General features: G+C 51.5%; 11 protein-coding genes. 9 read left to right on the top strand and 2 right to left on the bottom strand.

All coding sequences use genetic code 11. The features are described from left to right. Positions 1-26: 26 nt before the first annotated feature. Genes BQ2633_RS06075 through BQ2633_RS06055 form a run of 5 tightly spaced genes read left to right on the top strand, consistent with a single transcriptional unit; the run spans position 27 to position 10,317 of the window. Positions 27-3,206 (top strand): phage tail tape measure protein, encoded by a 3,180-nt coding sequence (locus BQ2633_RS06075; RefSeq protein ID WP_075565783.1) that lies wholly within the window; start codon positions 27-29, stop codon positions 3,204-3,206. Positions 3,207-3,227: 21 nt separating this feature from the next. Beyond that, a complete protein-coding gene (locus BQ2633_RS06070) occupies positions 3,228-5,498 on the top strand; it encodes a hypothetical protein (protein WP_075565781.1) in 2,271 nt (756 codons plus the stop codon). A 20-nt stretch (positions 5,499-5,518) separates the two neighbouring features. Further along, positions 5,519-7,132, top strand: coding sequence for a hypothetical protein (locus tag BQ2633_RS06065; protein ID WP_075565779.1), 1,614 nt, complete (start codon positions 5,519-5,521; stop codon positions 7,130-7,132). Positions 7,133-7,143: 11 nt separating this feature from the next. Next, positions 7,144-8,295 (top strand): hypothetical protein, encoded by a 1,152-nt coding sequence (locus BQ2633_RS06060; RefSeq protein ID WP_075565777.1) that lies wholly within the window; start codon positions 7,144-7,146, stop codon positions 8,293-8,295. Between the two features lie 24 nt (positions 8,296-8,319). Continuing rightward, positions 8,320-10,317, top strand: coding sequence for a phage head spike fiber domain-containing protein (locus BQ2633_RS06055; RefSeq protein WP_075565776.1), 1,998 nt, complete (start codon positions 8,320-8,322; stop codon positions 10,315-10,317). A 67-nt stretch (positions 10,318-10,384) separates the two neighbouring features. On the opposite strand, the gene BQ2633_RS06050 is transcribed toward BQ2633_RS06055, so the two are convergent. Further along, positions 10,385-11,029 (bottom strand): hypothetical protein, encoded by a 645-nt coding sequence (locus BQ2633_RS06050; RefSeq protein WP_141700147.1) that lies wholly within the window; start codon positions 11,027-11,029, stop codon positions 10,385-10,387. 332 nt (positions 11,030-11,361) lie between these two features. On the opposite strand from BQ2633_RS06050, the gene BQ2633_RS06045 reads away from it, so the two are divergent. The 4 genes from BQ2633_RS06045 to BQ2633_RS06030 all read left to right on the top strand — a co-directional run bounded on the left by BQ2633_RS06045 (position 11,362) and on the right by BQ2633_RS06030 (position 13,703). Further along, entirely contained in the window at positions 11,362-12,183 is an 822-nt protein-coding gene (locus BQ2633_RS06045; RefSeq protein WP_075565772.1) for a DNA adenine methylase, read from the top strand. Positions 12,184-12,399: 216 nt separating this feature from the next. Then, entirely contained in the window at positions 12,400-12,711 is a 312-nt protein-coding gene (locus tag BQ2633_RS06040; protein WP_075565770.1) for a hypothetical protein, read from the top strand. Between the two features lie 240 nt (positions 12,712-12,951). Continuing rightward, positions 12,952-13,386 (top strand): hypothetical protein, encoded by a 435-nt coding sequence (locus BQ2633_RS06035; RefSeq protein ID WP_075565768.1) that lies wholly within the window; start codon positions 12,952-12,954, stop codon positions 13,384-13,386. 71 nt (positions 13,387-13,457) lie between these two features. Then, positions 13,458-13,703 carry a hypothetical protein gene (locus BQ2633_RS06030; RefSeq protein ID WP_075565767.1) on the top strand — a complete coding sequence of 82 codons (246 nt, stop codon included), beginning with the start codon at positions 13,458-13,460 and terminating at the stop codon, positions 13,701-13,703. A 1,393-nt stretch (positions 13,704-15,096) separates the two neighbouring features. Here the strand turns inward: BQ2633_RS06030 and BQ2633_RS06025 are convergent. Beyond that, positions 15,097-17,175, bottom strand: a complete 2,079-nt coding sequence (locus BQ2633_RS06025; RefSeq protein ID WP_075565765.1) for a protein-disulfide reductase DsbD family protein — start codon at positions 17,173-17,175, stop codon at positions 15,097-15,099. Positions 17,176-17,224 lie beyond the last annotated feature (49 nt).

The raw sequence follows: 17,224 nt of genomic DNA, 5'->3' as shown, positions 1-17,224 counted from the left end.
TCTAACGTCTAACATCTACCATCCCCATGGACAAAACCGTGAAATTTCGCGTCGAGATAGAGAGCAACGGGCAAAAGGTCCTCCACTCTGTCACGGCTAGCACCGAGGAGCTGCGCAAAGCCATCGGGGACATACCCGATGTGGCGCAACGTGCCACCTCCTCTCTCTCCAACATGGGCAGCTTTGCCCTTGCCCTCAACTCCTCCATCGAGGTCGTGGGACGTCTGCAAAATGTCATCTCGGGCATTGCCCAAGACTTCAACGCCTTCGACAAGGGCATGCGCGCTGTCAACACCATGGCTGGAGAGAGCAAAGAGGGGCTTTCGCTGCTCACGGGGCAAGTGGAGCAGCTTGCCAACACCATCCCCCTTGCCAAGGAGGAGCTGGCATCGGGGCTCTATCAAGTGATCTCCAATGGTGTGCCCAAAGACAACTGGATTGCCTTCCTCGAGCAGTCGTCTAAGTCTGCCGTCGGGGGCATTGCCGACCTCGGGCAGACCGTCACCGTCACCTCCACGCTCATCAAAAACTATGGTCTGGAGTGGAGCGAAGCTGCAGCCCTGCAAGACAAGATACAGACCACTGCCAAGAATGGTGTCACCTCCTTTGAGCAGCTTGCCCAAGCTCTCCCACGGGTCACGGGTAATGCTGCCACGCTGGGGGTCACTGTCGATGAGCTCATGGCGAGCTTTGCCACCCTCACTGGGGTGTCGGGCAACACCAACGAGGTGAGCACGCAGATGGCTGCCATCTTCACCGCGCTGGTCAAGCCCAGCTCCGAAGCCACCGAGATGGCACAAGCCATGGGCATACAGTTTGACGCAGCAGCCATCAAGGCAGCAGGGGGATTTCAAAACTTTTTGACTAACCTCGATGGTACGGTCAAGGCTTATGCCGCTGCCAACGGCATGATAGCAGAAGAAATCTACGGCAAACTCTTTGGCTCAGCGGAAGCTCTACGCGCACTCATCCCCCTTAATGGCGAGCTAGCAGATACGTACCGCAATAACGTGGCTGCGATGGCGGACTCAGGTGGGACAATAGATGCCGCTTTTGAGAGTATGTCAGGCTCTGGAGAAGCGGTCACGCAGATGCTTCACAACCAACTCTCCACTATGTTCTCATGGGTAGGGTCTGTAGCATCTGCCATTCAGCCCTACGTCACCTATACTGCGTTGGCAGGTCAAGCAACCTCTGGCTTGATACTTTTCGCCAAAGGTGCATACATGGCTTCAAAGGCTGTGTGGGCATTCACCGCAGCCAAATGGGCAGACGTTAAAGCATGGGTAGCATCTACTGCAGCTACGATACGCTCTACCGTAGCTTCCTTAGCGTCTCGTGCCGTTAGTATACAACTCACGGCTGCAATTATAGCAAGTGCTGTGGCACAAAAAGCAGTGGCACTTGCTAGTAAAACATGGACAGTTGCTCAATGGGCTCTCAACGTAGCCCTATCTGCAAACCCGATCGGGATTGTTATTATGGCTATTGCTGCTCTCGTTGCTATTGTTGTGTTGGCTTATAAAAAGAGCGATACCTTCCGTGCTATTTGTGACAAGGTTTGGGGTGTGGTAAAGAAATTGGCTGGTATCATTAAGGATGCCCTTGTCAAAGCCTTCAACTGGGTAATTGAGAAAATCAAGATAGCTTGGGAATGGCTCAAGAAATTCCTGGGACTAGACGATACAAAGACCATAACAGTCGAGACCAAGACAAAAGATAGGGGAAGTGGCAAGAATGCCAATACAGATAAATTTCAACCTCCAAAGACAAATCCTCCTAGAAATGCAATAGGGGGACATAGTGGGGGTGGTGGTCATGCTAATACTAATACCATCAATAAACCATCTGTAGGTCTTATTGCTAAGACAGAGGATAAACTTGAAAAAGCTCGTAATGCTTTGCGCGAAGCCACCAGCGAGGAATCCATCAAAGCTTTACGCGAAGAAATCACTCAGTACGAGAAGGAATTAGATAGACTTAATAAAATTGGTGCAGGTGCTCAGCAAAAGGGTATAAAGTCAGATGCATCTACGCTCAAAGACATTTCTACAAATATAGATATCCTTACTGAGCAACTTCAAACAGCCAATCTAGAAGAAGCTGCTGTCATCAATAAGCAGATTAAACTTTGGCGTGATAAAGAGGATGCTATCAAGAATGCTGGTCTCGTTACGAAAACTACCATAAACGAAGAGGCTAAGACACTCGAACAGATTAATGCGAATATTGATATCCTTACCGAACAGCTCAAAACAGCGACCTTAGAACAAGCTGCTGATATCAACCGCCAAATCAAAAAGTGGGATGAGCTAGGCAGAAGTATCCGCAATGCTGGGCAAGAAGCCGTCTTTAATGGGGCTGCTTCCACACTCAAAGATATTAATAGCAATATTGATATCCTCTCATCAAAACTCCAAACCGCCTCTCTTGAAGAAGCTGCACGAATCAACCGCGAGATACAATTGTGGGAGAAGAAGGCAAAAATCATCAAGGATATGGGGAAAGCTGGTGAGAGTGTAGGTAAACAACTCCTTTCGGGCTGGGGAAGCGTCAAGAGCGTGGCTAGTGGTATAGACAACATTACAACGGCTCTCGAAGGCAATGATAATGCTTGGAAAAAGCTCACTGCTGTTGTCGATGGCGTAATAAGTATCTTCCAAAATGTAGCCACTATCACGCAACTCATTACTACGCTTACTACAGCTCAGACAGCAGCTACCACGGCTGGAACGATTGCCAAGGAAGGACATGCTGTGGCTACCACCACTGCTGCAACTGCATCTACATCAGGAGCGACCGCATCGCTCACCGCAGCCACCGCAGCAGGAACAGAAGCAGCAGCAGATACCACCGCAGCAGCAGCGAAAACACTTAAAGCGCATGCATGGATGCCTTTTGTGGGTGTAGCCATCGGTGCTGCGATGGTAGGTGCCTTACTCGCTTCAGTGGTGAGTGCCAAAAACTCAGTCCCTAAGTTTGCCAATGGTGGTATCGCCTACGGACCGACCCTCGGTCTCTTTGGTGAGTACGCAGGCGCGAGTACCAACCCCGAGGTCGTAGCTCCCCTCGACAAGCTCAGAAACCTGCTCGACATCGACAGCCGAGGAGGAGGCGTGGGTGGACGCGTGGAGTTTGAAATCAAAGGACGCAATCTTGTGGGTGTCCTGAGAAACGAGCAACACCGCAGCAAGAGAAATCTATAACAACATCAATCATTATCCCCCATGGCAAAGCACACCATCCATAAAGGCCAATTTGTCTCGCAGGCCAACGTCGTGTGGCGCGCTGAGATATGGCGCGAGAGCAGCCAAGCCCCTGCCACGGTGGGGGAGCTGCGCTTCGATGCCTCGGAGGGCGTGAGCATAGAGTGGGGTGAGGTCTCCAAAGAAGAGCCTCTCTGCCCATCGACCGCCACTCTCAAAGTAATCTCTCCTGCCGATGGCACGTATCAAGACCTCTACACCATCCAAGCAGGTAGCGTGGGGGTGAGGATTTACCGCGAGGATGCCCTCTATTGGGCAGGCACGCTCGATGCAGAATTCTACGAGGAGCCTTATGAGATGCGCGACTCCTATGTGGTCTCACTCACCTTCTCCGACCTCGGCCTGCTCGACCGCGTGCCACTCCCCCTGCGCGGACTCATCACCCTCAGAGACGTCATCGCCACCGCCCAGCGCAGTGCAGGCCTCGACGCCCTGCAGCTCGACACCACGATGGTGTCGTTGCAAACCGCACAAGGGCAGCCCCTGCCCATCGACGTGGTGGCGGTGAGTGCCGACAATTGGCGCGACGAAACGGAGACGTATGCCACCCTCAAGCAGGTGCTCACCGACCTGCTACAGCCTCTTGCCCTGCGCCTCGTGAGCCGTGGCGGACGGCTCTACCTCTACGACCTCCACGGCCTCTACACCACAGCCCAGCGCGAAAAGATACACTGGATGAGCGACAGCCAAACGCTCAGCGTGGACAAGGTGGTCAACGACTGCACCCTCACCTTCTCGCCCAATGCCGAAAGCACCCTGCTCGATGGCAGCATCACCTTCACCGACCCTGCCAGCATCAGCAACATCAGTGCAGCGCGCATCTACGTGCATCCCGTAGCCCACGCGCGCAATGTCACCCTGCTCCAAGACTTCGCCCTCTTCCTCGGGGCTGGCAAGGGCTTGGCCTACATCAACCCCTCTGCGCGCTACTTCTCGCGCTTGGCCTTGGGTGGGGGCAGCCAAGACACGGGCGTGGCGTGGACAATAGCCCAGCAACGACTCAAAGACGTCACCACGGGTGATTCGGTCTTTGGCAATGCAGCTGCGCAGGCCGACACTACCGCCCCCCGACTACTCAACGACGTGACCCACGGCAACGGCTCGGTGGTGATGCGCTCGCATCGCGTCTATGTGCCACCCAGCTCCTCATCCGACTACATGCTGCGCCTCACACTGCCCATCTTGGTCGATGTGCGCTACAACCCCTTCCACGATGCTTCGCCCCTCAACGAGACCGAGCGCAACGTCTACAATCGCTTCAAAATCCTCACGGGCTGGGCTTTCATCCCCATCGCCCTCAATCTGCTCGACGCGCAAGGCCAAGTGTTGATGCACTACACCAATCGCGGTCTTGCAGAGTCGGCAGGCATCCCCTCCTCTCTAGGCTTGGGAGGGACGTGGGAGTCGGGTGTAGGGACGGTGGGCGATGCTTGGCTCGCCTACTACGACATCAAAGACCCCCGAGAGAGCACCGCCCTCTCGGGCTGGGCAAGCAATCGCCCCTGCATCGGGCGTGCCGACAACGAGCAGCGCACCCTGCTGCCCTTGGCCGACAACGCCAATAGCCATGCCTACGACATCCTCGACCGCTTTGGCGTGGGGCAGCCCATCCCCTATCCGCCCATGGGAGGCTATCTTGAGGTGACCGTCTACGATGGCATCCGCTGTTACGACTATGGCGAGACAGGGGGGTGGGAGCAAACTCTCTTGTGGCGACAAGACCAGCTCCACAGCAAGCTCCGCTGGATGCTCTATAAAGCCCCCAAGCTCGAGATAGCGCGCTGCTATGGCAACTTTGGAGCTGCAGAGCTAGATGATGTGCAGCACCGTGCAGTGGTCAACCCCGATGCGCGTGAGCACATGAGCCTAGACTTGGCTTGTGGCACGCATCCTGAGACTGCACCCTCCGCGCGTGGATTGCTCTATTATTATAGTCGTCCCGAAGGACGTCGCTCGCAGTTTGGCGCAGTCCATACTCTCATGCGCGCAGGCGACAAAGGCTCGCCCGAGCGACTATTGCTTAACACCATCTTCTCACAATTCTCCACGCGACACATCAAGCTATCGGGGGAGTGCGCTATCTCTAAACCCCCTCTCTCCCTCTTCACCGAGGGCTGCCAAGGCGACCGCGTGTTCATCTCCACTGGTACGACTGCCAACCTCATTGAGGACACGCAAGAGTCTACCTACGTGGAGCTCACCCCCGAGAGCTTCCGACCCTCTAACGTCTAATCTCTAACGTCTAACGTCTAATGTCTAACGTCTATACCCTCACCCAGCACCTCACCCCACGTGCCACTCAAGGCACGCGAGGAGGGCATGTCACCTCGATGGGCAACTCCGCAGGTCAGACAGACGGCAGTGGCACACCATTAGAGTGGCATAAGCACAACAATCTATCGCTATTACAACGCTTTACGACCGACAACGATGGTTACCTCTACTTAGCTGCTGCCCCGACCAGCGACAAACCCAACGAGGGGGCAGAGGGGCAAGAGTCAAACTCATCCAGCCAGCCCTATAAGATTAGAGCTGGATGGGCAGATGTGGCAGGAGATGTGGATAAGTCCTCTCCTATATGGAGCAAGTTTGACAATTACCTCTCTAAGACACAAGACGACACCGCAAAAGGTCATATCACCTATGATAAGGGATTGACCGCAAAAGGCAAAGCCCACCTGCAAGAGGGGGCAGTGTTTGGAGCTTTGCCTACCTACTACGTCGATGCTGAGGGACGCGCTCACTTGCGCGACCTCGCCATCGATGAGCATCTAGACGTCCCCGAGCTGCGCTACAATCGCACCAACGTCCACATAGGCTACGAGCTGCAGTCGCCAGCTGCTGGCATCATTGAGCGCGTGGAGCGACTCACCGATGATGTGGGCAAGGTCTATCTCAAGCTCCAAGAGGGCGAACTCGCCACAGTGGAGGTGGGCGACCTGCTCACGGGCATTTATCACGCCACCACAGCCCAAGGGGGCGCAACCAAGGACTCAGACGATGGACGGCTCAACCTCACCTTTGCAGGCTTCGCCACCACGTATTTCAAGGTGGAGACAGTGGACAGCGAGCGCAAGTGGTTTACCTACTCGCTGCGCCCCAACACGACCTATCACCCTCAACCTCACATGACCTTTGCCAGCCGTGGCTCCGTGTCTCGCCCCGAGCGTCAGCACTTTGCCGTCCACACGCGCACCTACACGCGCTACTTGCGTGGGGTCAATCAGTGGGACATCCTTGCGAGCCACGTGGCGATGCAGCAGGGAGAACTAGACAACCTCCATGAGCTGGGCTACCCCAGTGAGATATCAGGGGTCGGACTATTTGCCGATAATGTCTACCTCACGGGCAAGGTGGTGATAGACGGCAAGCTGCGCGACTTTAGCGATGTGGTACATGACCTAGATGGCAAGATTGCTGACAGTAGGCTCTACCTAGAGTACAGCAAGGACGGCAAGACCGATTGGCACGCGCCTGCTCAAGATGGTGACCAATACCTTCGCCAACGCAAGGGTGAGCATGGAGCGTGGAGCGATGCCGTACGATTTGCAGGTAAGCCCGTACAGCGTTTCTTCATTGACTGCGTGCGTGGTAGCCAATTTTATCGCGCTGGGCAAGGCTATGTTGGGACATTTCGCGCTGTCCTCGAGGAGGACAATGTAGACATCACCGACACTGTCCATCCCTCACGCATTAAGTGGACACGCGAGAGTGAGGGAGATGATAACTATTGGGCTCTCCAGCATGCTCACCTCGCACGAGAGATAGAAATCACCACCAATGATCTTGCAGGACAAACGACGCTCATTTGCACCCTATATACCCCCAACGGGGAAACCGAATCAACTCACAAACAATCCCTATAATCCCTATCACTATGGCAATACAAGCAAAATCGCGCCTCACGTTTCATCAGTTGGTCGATGGCACAACCGTATCATTTACCCTATCCACCTCCCAAGGCAGCACCCAAGTCAAAAGCAAAGACCCCGTGTCCTTCCTTCCTGACTACACTAAGACTGCACAGGTGATTACTCCCCATCTTGGCATCCCTGGACTATCGGGCAATCAAGTCAAGGGAGCTTGCACGTGGTATGTCAATGGCTCACGCGTGACAAGTGGACAAAACGGCATGACTATCGCTACGACTGCGCCCTACGCGCTGACCATTGGGCAAAATATGACGACTGCCACCACGCGTGTCACCTGCGAGTATGCACACACCGACCCAACGACGGGACTGAGCACCCAATTGCAAGCAGAGATCACTCTGTCGCAAGTGGAAAATGCAGGCACTATGATTATGGCTATGATACTCCCTCTTGATGGCAATATCTTTGTCACCGAAGGCGGTGCTAGCAAGCAGCTACGCTTCGAGGGACGGATGCTCCGCGGTGGTGCTGAGGACACAACCAACGTACAATACGATTGGCACATCCAAGGGGTTAATGGTCAGTTCTATCCCATTACGGCTGCGACTGCTCCAGCAGGTAGTGGATTGCCCTCGGGTAATCTCTTTGCCAATTGGACAAGCAAGACCATCACGGTAAGCTCTGATGCCATCCTCAACATCGGCACAATCAAGCTGATAGCCAAGGACACCGATAGCACTTCCTCAACCTACAACAAGACGGCAGAGGCTATCCAGAGTGTACTCGACACGACTGACCCCTATGATATTCTGCCTGATGCCAAGCAAGGCACGCATCTTAGTCGTGGTAATGCGATGGGACTGCCTATCGAGCTTATCGTTCGGCAAGGTTACAAGCCTATGGCGGAGGGCTTCTACGTGGGCAAGACCTTAGGATTTTACCGTCTCACGGCTGCAGATGCCAAGGATAACACTTGGTCTCCATCTCAATCGGACTTTGTGGGATGGACTATTTCGAGCAATGAGGTCAAGCGTACCTACTCTTCCTCCTCGGGACAGACCGCAACAACAGCCAACCGCACCATCCGCATCAAAAATGACCACCTACTCACTGCTAGTGGTTCTGGGACGACTTTCGAGTTCTTCTTAGACTTCTAGTTCTAATTCCCCCCCCTCCTCAATATGCGACACGCCAAATCAAGACTTACCATACACCAACTTGTCGATGGTCAGAATGGCAAAGATGGACTCACCCCACAGCCCAACCTGCTGCGCGATGCGCACCTCCCTCAAACACTCATTTCGTGGAATAAGAACGCCACCAACGGTGGTTCCATCAACTATGAAGGCATCGTCACTCCTCCCATCACGGGGGTACATGTGTGGTCGGCATCAGCCGTAGGACGAAATGAAAGTTATGGCGAACTCAACCAGAATCTTTCGGTTGTTGCAGGACGGACTTACACATTCTCGGTGTATGCAAAAGGCGCAAACTGCGGTTGGTTTGTTGTCTGGCCTATTGGAGTGCACAAACCTTTTCTTGAAGCCAAACAAGTGGAAGAGGAAGGTCTCTCCGATGGCTGGAAACGATATGCTGTGACTTTTACAGCCGATAAGAGCGGTAACACGAATGCTTATCTGCGTGCATGGTATCAAGGCGGACAGCGTCTGACGGGTAAGGTGTACTTCGCAGCTCCCAAATTGGAGGAGGGAGGGGTTGCTACCCCTTGGATGCGCGCGCAAGCCGATTATAAGGGAGAGGATGGTGTCGGAGTGTCCTCTGTGGTCACTGAGTATGTTGCCAGCTCGTCCGCCTCATCCGCTCCATCCTCGGGTTGGAGTACGACAATGCCCACATGGCAACAAGGGCAGTACTTATGGACACGCTCTCGCGTAACTTTTTCTAATGGGCGTATCACTACGACAACTCCGCAGGTAGACAGCGCGTGGAAAAAGCTCTCAGACCTAGCTTGGGAGCAGTCACACATGGCTTATCTCAAGCAGGTGTTTGAGCAGCGCGCAGGCATCGAGGGGGGCTTGCTCTTTGGGGCAATGCTCCAGATGCGCGATGCGCCCAAAAAAGGTGCATCGGTGGGCGATGTGGCGGCTTACTTCAATGGTCTGCGTTCGGTCAAGGTGGGCAATGCTCCACGCCCTGCGCTTGCGCTTGGGGTGAAAAACTTTGGCACTTCCGAAGAGGCGGAGTCGGTTGCCTTCAACTTCGACGGCAGCGGACACATCGGTGACCTCGAATTCAATGGCACGGGGTCACTCGTGACACGTGGAGAAGATGGACAAGTGCTGACGGAGTTTACCCGAGGACAGCGATGCAATGTAAGCGAGCTGGTTGGGAAATCACAGCACACGGTTTATATCAGTTCAGAGACCATCAATGTGCATGGAGATGGAATTGAGACTGGTAGAAGAACCTTTACGATTAGTTCTCCCTATGGACGCGGTGAGGTGGCTATTTCTGTGCGATGTATGGGAGACTACCGAGAAGGTGAGGATGAACGTGGAAACCCTTATGAGTTTGGAGGCTGGGCTCGAGCATTAGAAACAAAGGTCGTCCTGCAAAAAAGGCAATCTAATGGGGTTTACACTGATTTTCTCTTCGCCTACACTTACTCCTCTCGCGAGCTACAAGATAGTGGAAATGGTGTTTGCAAGTTGGAGAATCTTCCAATGGGTACATATCGCTGGTCGGTAGAATTAATAAGCAAAATCTTTCGGAATCCCGACACGAGTGTTTACATCAGTTCTTCTACTTACACTGAAGGTCTCATCAAACCCTTTAACGCCATTGCTGGTGATGGCATCATGTCTTTCTTCTCTTCGGAGCAATACACTTTCATCAAAAATGGAAAGCTCACGATTAAGGGGGACATGGGATTTCCGAGTGTTGTTGCGTGTGGGAGAGCTGGAGCAGATGGAAATTTAGTCTCCCAATGGGGCAAGGTTACGCGTGTTTGGCGAAAGTCACAAGGTGAGTATCTCATCTATCATACGATTGGGCATACCAACTATAGCATCGTGATTACTCCTCTCGGCAATGGTCACCTCATGCAAGGACAGCTTGCTGCGCATACGGGAGATGTGGCTTGGTGCTTTATCAAAGATATCCAAGACGGCTGTCGTATGGTGAACACGCAATTTACCTTTGCCATCTTGGCATGGTAGAAAACAAAAATCGCCCCACGCATCATTTCGATAACGTGGAGCGACCAACGGAGCATTAAAATAGGGACTAGTTCTTGCCTGCAGCTTTCAAACGCTGCCACTGCTTACCAGTGATGGGGCGGAACTTATAGGCTTCGTGGAACAAGCGATACACCTCGGTGTAGTTGCTGTCAGCATAAGCCTTGTAGATTTTCTTTTCGGCTTCACGCAGCACAGAGTTGGGGACGTAGGCGATAGTGTCGCGCTCGCGAAAACCATGCTCATTAAGGCGAGCATTAGGCTTCTCTTTACCGAGGACGAGTACATCGTAGCCTTTGAGGAAAGTCGGATATAAACCTTTTGCCGTGAGGATGTCTTCGCTGTACATCAGGAGGGCAGGCGTAGCGGAGACAGTGTCTCGCATGTTGTCGCCAAAAGCACGCTCACCATGGACATAGTAGGAAGGCTGCCAAATGAGCGAGGTGTCGGGCTGGTAGAAGTAGGTTCCTGCGAGTATTACCCCTTGCTTGGCTACTTCAAGAGCCGTGAGCAAACGCTCGCCGTCTTCGGTGTACTCCGCCTCAGCTGCGCGGACTTTCACGCCTTGCGCTGCTTCAATGCGCACCAGCTGGTCGGGGAGTATTTTGCCCTTGGGATTGTTCACCTCGGGGCTATCGCTGCCACATGCCATGAGCAGTGGCGCAGTCAGTAACATGAGTAGTAATCGTTTCATATAGATATTCATTGAGATGTCGCGAATATACGCATAATTCTCAAGTCCACAAAACAGATACACCACAATCTTAGCGACGGGGTAAAAAAAGCCCTCGGTCGCATAATAAAAGGGCTTCTCACACTCCTTTAATTATAACGCCTAGACAGCGCACACGCGACCGAGGGTAAACCTCGTCTTGTGAGCACTGCCTAGGCTTTATTAATTTCAAAGGATATGTGAGAAGTATTGCAAAGATACGACATTCTCATCATTCCGCAAAAACATTCGCATACAAACGGCATTAGGATGCCATTATAATACTATTATTCATCTAATCAAATCTCAAATCAATGCAACAGTACAATGCTGCTCCTCTCCCTTTTCAAGGTCAAAAGCGCAACTTCTTGCGCATCTACCGCGACCTGCTTGCCACACTACCCGATGATGCTATCTTTGTTGACCTCTTTGGAGGTAGTGGTCTCCTCTCCCATGCCACGCGCGTGGCTAAGCCCAATGCTACGGTGGTCTACAACGACTACGACAACTACCGCCAGCGCATTGCTGCTATCCCCACAACCAACGCACTACTGGCACGCATCCGCCCCCTTGTGGCTAATGTCGCTCGACACGCGCGCATCCCTGATGAGACGCGCCTTACTATCCTTGATATACTGCAACAAGCCGATAAGCAAGGATATGTGGATTATATCACGCTCTCGTCCTCGCTCCTCTTCTCGAGCAAGTATGCGACCTCCTTAGATGGATTTATCCGCGAGCAGCTCTATAATAACGTGCGACGTAGTGATTACTCTGCTGAGGGCTATCTTGATGGCATAGAGATAGCATCAGTCGACTATCGCGAGCTCTTTGAGCAATACAAGGATAATCCTCGCGCTATTTTTTTGCTCGACCCTCCATATCTCTCCACTGATACCACTACTTATAATATGTCGTGGTCGCTCTCTGATTATCTAGATGTGCTCACACTCCTCAATGGTCACCGCTTTGTCTACTTTACGAGCAGCAAGTCTCAGATTTTTGAGCTATGTGACTGGCTGGGACGTAATCCATCGCTGGGTAACCCCTTTGTAGATGCCGTCCGCCACGAGCATGTTGTTGCGCTTAACTACACTGCTGGCTACACAGATATCATGCTTGCCAAGGTGTCCTAACCCTCAGAGTTTGGCAGGATTCTCGCCCTCACTCTCCATACATCTCTTAATATGGCGTGCAGAACTCTTATACTAAGCTAAGTAGTTGCTATTCAGTTTATTTATTCCGCGAATGAACTTGCGTGTCCCACCATTAGTACGCATCTTTGCACTGCCACCAAGGGGAAGCCCCTAGAGTAGTGGAAAGACGTTTAACATTCAAATTTTCAATGCATTATGCTTACCGTTTACAACCGTACTTTTGTGACCCGCGACGCTCAGTACTCCTTTGCTCGCCAACTCCAAGTAGACCTTGTTCTTAAGGTGCTCAGAGCTCCAGAGCTCTACGCTGCAGCTGATTTCTACGCTAGCTTCTTAGAGGAGTATACCGATGAGTTTATGCCTGATTTCGAGCACGATTATGAGGACGAGGATGGAGAGCCTTGCAATGCCTTCCGCCATAATCCAGAGGCGGTGTGGGATTACATCATAGAGGATGTACTCGACCATTTGGGGTATCTTGACAGGATAATCAACCCCGATAGATAATCCAGCCCCAACGAGCAAGGAGGACTGCCTAGTAGGTAGCCCTCCTTTTTTTGTTGTTATTCTGTTAAGCTCGGGAGGAAAACAAGTGACAACTGTGTTAAATCTAATAGTTTCGCGAAAAATAGGGGCGTAAAATTTTGCGGTATCAAAGTCTTGCCATATCTTTGCAATGTAATCGAACGGGTAACACCCCAAGGTTGCACAAGACGTTTATTTATTCACCTCAAAACATTTATCATCATGTTTACTAAATCTCTTCTCGATTTTCCTCAATTCGTTGCAGCTAACTCACAAGCCAATACCGAAGGTTGGGCTGAAGCTGCTAGCCTCGAAGTTGTTGCTATGAGCGATGCAGCTAAGGCTATCCTTTCCCAAGTGGTCCTCGAAGTCACTGGCGACGAGGAAGCAGCAGAAAAGGCTGCTAAGTTTGGTCTCGTGACTCGCAGCGAGCTCTCCACTGCAGCTCACAATGGTGATTCTGCAGTCATCTACCAAGATGATGAGCTCACCCAAATCGTCAAGGCGATGGCTGACAAGCTCGGTAATCCAGCCTTTGAAGCAGTTGCTCCTATCGAGTTCTTCGGTTTCGCTGAGGGCAACAAGGCAGCTGAGTGGGACATCTGGACGCTCGAAGGTTACGAAGAGGACGGAGAAGTCGTAATCGTAGAAGCCTAATCAAAACTAACTGGGGAGCGACTTGAAAAAACCGCTCCCCTCATTTTACTTTAGTCAAAGCGAGAGACCCAATGAAAAAAGAGCAAATAGTAACTAGTAATGAGGAGTTTTGTACTTTGCTTCAAACTATCCGCATCGATAAGGAGATGACCGTCACAGCTCTTAGTGAGATACTTCGACAACAGACTGGTAAAAAAGTAAGTACAACCGCTATCCGACGTATAGAAGCGGAAGACACATCCCTCAGTTTGCATACTCTATTTGGTGTGCTTAAGGCATTAGGGGGTGAAGTTATCGTACGTTGGGAAAAAAAGTAGCAATTTAATTTGGTCACCTCTTGGAGATTTTATATTTTCGCGGTGTAAGATGCTAGCATCTTGCATCACCCCAGTTTTGGGGTGTGAATTTAAACGTCTCCGAGGTAGTCATACCTCACTAGCCACTCATTCGTGAGTGGCTTTTTTTTGCTCCGTGACATACTTATGATGGTCAGCTAGTGGTCTAGCTTAATGTCATTGTAATAATGCCCCTATGCCGTTGTAATGACAGCAGAGGGGCATTGTAATATCGTATGGGGTGGAGATTTTAAGGATACGCTTCGTTTTCAGACAAGCAACTTTTCGTTTTCCTTCGATGCAACTTTTCGTTTTGCGGATTATAGTAAAGGAGTACAACACGTAGTGCTGATTTATGGTTGAGTGATAAAGTCTCCAAGGCAAAGATAATCTTTTCAGCTTAAATAATGATTGTCTTGCTCTTTTTTTTAGAAAGAATCAGCGCAGAACATCTAGGTGGAGAGACTAAGGGACATCAACATGGTTAGGAGATTTTCTCGAAACATGGCGTCAAACTGTTGGAGATAATGAAGAAAAACTCCAACGTTTTCTGAAAAACGTCGGAGAAAATTTGGAAAATCTCCCACGTTTTTTGAGAAATCTCCCACGAAATTTCAAAAATCTCCGACGTTTTGGAGCAGGGTAAAGACAGGGAGTAAAAGACAGAATCTGACGATTTGTGAAAATCACTCTCTCGCGCGTACGCGTGCGCGCACACTACAGCAATTTCTCACTTTTTGCTTTCACAACCTTCACAGAAATCTTTGTAACTTCCTTATAGCTAGTGATATACAAGTAGTTTTCGGACGTTTTTTAACAGTGTGAGCTAGAAGTAGTCCTTTTCTGCCCATTTTTGGGGTGAAATAGAGGGGGAAATGATAGGAGTGTTGAGAAATCTAAAATCCGAGGTTTGGGAGCGGTGGTGTGAAGGTTGTGAAGGTTTTTTGTTCAAAATCCCAGGGAAGGCGCGCGTACGTGCGCACGTGAGCAACGCATTTCGCCAAACTACGTTTTGGGGAGAAAGTAGTTAGATGCAGAGCTTGACCACTTGATGCACGATAAAGTGTTACTTTAGTTTTTATTTTGGTAAGTAGATATTGCAATATCGATTGTGCTCAAAATTTTTTCGTCACTTTTTTGCCGATTTTTCTCACTTTGGGGACATATCTACCCCTATATGTTTAGGGGGGATGATAGACGAGGCAGGCAGTAGGAAGGCAAAGGGGCAGCCAAAGTGCAGGAAATGACCGATTGGGGTTTAGAAAGTGGAAAATTCTAGGGAAGAGGGCAGAAAAATCCCCCATGACTGGAAAAGTCCAATCATGGGGGAAACAAACTCAATCTGATATATTCGAAGGGAAAGAGTAGACGGACGCTATTCTGCCGTCTTTTGGTAGGCTTTGATGCCGTTGTTGAGGAAGTCTACATATTCCGAGATATTCTCGTTATAGCTACGGCTAGGACCTAAGGGCTGACCTTCACCATCGAGGACAATGTAGAAGGGTTGGGCATTCGCACCAAACTTGTTGCGTTGGAGATAGCTCCAACGGTCACCCACAGTGCGGAGCGTGGTGATTTTACCATTTTCTTCTACTTCGATGGGCGCAGGAAGTGCCGTCTTGTCGTCGACATAGAGTGAGATGAGCACATAGTCCTTGTTGATGAGGTCGCGCACTCGAGCATCGCGCCACACAGCGGTCTCCATCTTGCGGCAGTTGACACAGCCAAAACCGGTGAAGTCAAGGAGCACAGGTTTGCCCGTTTGGCGAGCATAAGCCATACCCTTTTCGTAGTCGGTGAATTTGGCTTCTACCTTCACCACATCAAGGTTGAAATCCTGTGTGCTCATGGGAGGAGCAAAGGCGCTGACAGCCTTGGTGGGCGCACCCCAGAGCCCTGGAATCATGTAGATGGCGAAGGCGAGAGAGGCGATGCCCAGGAAGAAGGAAGGTACGCTAGTCTTTCGCTCTGTTTCATCGTCGTGGGGGAACTTGATAAATCCGAAGAGATAGCAAGCCAAGAGGGCGAAGAGGGCAATCCAAAGGGCAAGGAAGGTTTCGCGATCGAGCAAACGCCAACCGTAAGCCAAGTCAGCTACGGAGAAGAATTTGAGAGCGAACGCCAATTCCAAGAACCCGAGGGTCACTTTGATCTTGTTCATCCACGAACCGCCACGGCTGGTCTTCTTCAAGAGGGTGGGGAAGAGGGCGAAGAGGGTGAAGGGGAGTGCCAATGCGATGGCGAAACCGAGCATACCGATGGTGGGAGCGAGTACTCCACCGCCAGAGGTGCTGACACCCACGAGGAGGAATCCAATGATGGGACCGGTGCAAGAGAAGCTCACCAAAGCCAAGGTGAACGCCATGAGGAAGATACTCAGCAAACCGGTGGTGCTGGAAGCCTTAGAGTCGATGGCGTTGTTCCACTTGGAGGGGAGGGTAATCTCAAATCCGCCTAAGAACGAAGCACCAAAGGCTACGAGCATGGCGAAGAAGAGAAGATTGAAGATGGCATTGGTGGAGAGGTCGTTCAAAGCTGAGGCTCCGAAGATGGAAGTCACGATGACACCAAGAGCCACGTAGATGATCACAATGGAGAGACCATAGGTGAAGGCATCGCGAAGGGCTTTGCGACGATCGCCACTGCGCTTGAGGAAGAAGCTCACCGTCATGGGGATGATGGGCCACACGCAGGGAGTGGCAAGTGCTATGAGACCGCCGATGAATCCGAGTCCGAAGATGACCCAAAGGCTTTGGTTCAAGTGATTGCCATCACCAAAAGCCTTGAGCGCTTCGATAGAGGGCTCGTAGAGTTTGCGGAGCGTAGCGCTGTCGAGTTCGGCTACACTAGCTTCGTTGGCAGACAATGCTGGTGTCTGTTCTGCACTTTCTCCAGTTGCAGCGATGGTGTCTACAAGACCGTCGATGGGATCGACATCAGCGGCTTTTGTTGCTGCTACTTCCTCTTCTGTTGCTTTTTTTTTATCAGCATCGGCAGCCTTCGCAGGACCGTCAGTGCCTTTCACGGAGCAGTCTACGCTGGTGGGAGGCAAGCAATTTTCGTCGTTGCAGGCGCCATATTTGAGATAGCCTTTGAGGCTGTAGTCCTTTTCGAGGAGTTCCACACGCTGGGTGAACTGCGCAGTGCCTTCGAAGTAGGTGACGGGCATTTCGAAGATGGGGTCTTGTTTGTGCTTCAAACCAGGACCTTCTTTGATTTTGCCTACGAGACGAACACCTTTGAGGTTGTCTGTGCCGAAAGTGGCAGCAGTGGGACCACCAGGACCGATGTTCGCGCCATAAACGTGCCAACCTTTTTCCATTTTGCCTGTGAAGACAATGTCAATTTCAGTGGGGCTAACGCGCTTGTAAGACACGCTGAAGCTCACCTGTGCTGCTACGGAGAGCACGCCGGCGATGAAGGTGAGCAAGAGAAGGGTGAGTTTATGTCTCATCTTGTAGTTTTAGTGGGATGAATGAGAAGTTGTCTGTCGTTCTAGCGAG

It is taken from the genome of Ihuprevotella massiliensis (assembly GCA_900095835.1).
Lineage (GTDB): Bacteria > Bacteroidota > Bacteroidia > Bacteroidales > Bacteroidaceae > Alloprevotella > Alloprevotella massiliensis.
Note: the sequence above shows the minus strand (reverse complement) of the source record. Positions and strands in the feature narration are given on the sequence as shown.

Bases quoted from the DNA above. Each gene is read 5' to 3' on its own strand.
- BQ2633_RS06075 (WP_075565783.1), top strand. From the start codon at position 27: ATGGACAAAACCGTGAAATTTCGCGTCGAGATAGAGAGCAACGGGCAA.
- BQ2633_RS06070 (WP_075565781.1), top strand. From the start codon at position 3,228: ATGGCAAAGCACACCATCCATAAAGGCCAATTTGTCTCGCAGGCCAAC.
- BQ2633_RS06065 (WP_075565779.1), top strand. From the start codon at position 5,519: ATGTCTAACGTCTATACCCTCACCCAGCACCTCACCCCACGTGCCACT.
- BQ2633_RS06060 (WP_075565777.1), top strand. From the start codon at position 7,144: ATGGCAATACAAGCAAAATCGCGCCTCACGTTTCATCAGTTGGTCGAT.
- BQ2633_RS06055 (WP_075565776.1), top strand. From the start codon at position 8,320: ATGCGACACGCCAAATCAAGACTTACCATACACCAACTTGTCGATGGT.
- BQ2633_RS06050 (WP_141700147.1), bottom strand. From the start codon at position 11,029: ATGAAACGATTACTACTCATGTTACTGACTGCGCCACTGCTCATGGCA.
- BQ2633_RS06045 (WP_075565772.1), top strand. From the start codon at position 11,362: ATGCAACAGTACAATGCTGCTCCTCTCCCTTTTCAAGGTCAAAAGCGC.
- BQ2633_RS06040 (WP_075565770.1), top strand. From the start codon at position 12,400: ATGCTTACCGTTTACAACCGTACTTTTGTGACCCGCGACGCTCAGTAC.
- BQ2633_RS06035 (WP_075565768.1), top strand. From the start codon at position 12,952: ATGTTTACTAAATCTCTTCTCGATTTTCCTCAATTCGTTGCAGCTAAC.
- BQ2633_RS06030 (WP_075565767.1), top strand. From the start codon at position 13,458: ATGAAAAAAGAGCAAATAGTAACTAGTAATGAGGAGTTTTGTACTTTG.
- BQ2633_RS06025 (WP_075565765.1), bottom strand. From the start codon at position 17,175: ATGAGACATAAACTCACCCTTCTCTTGCTCACCTTCATCGCCGGCGTG.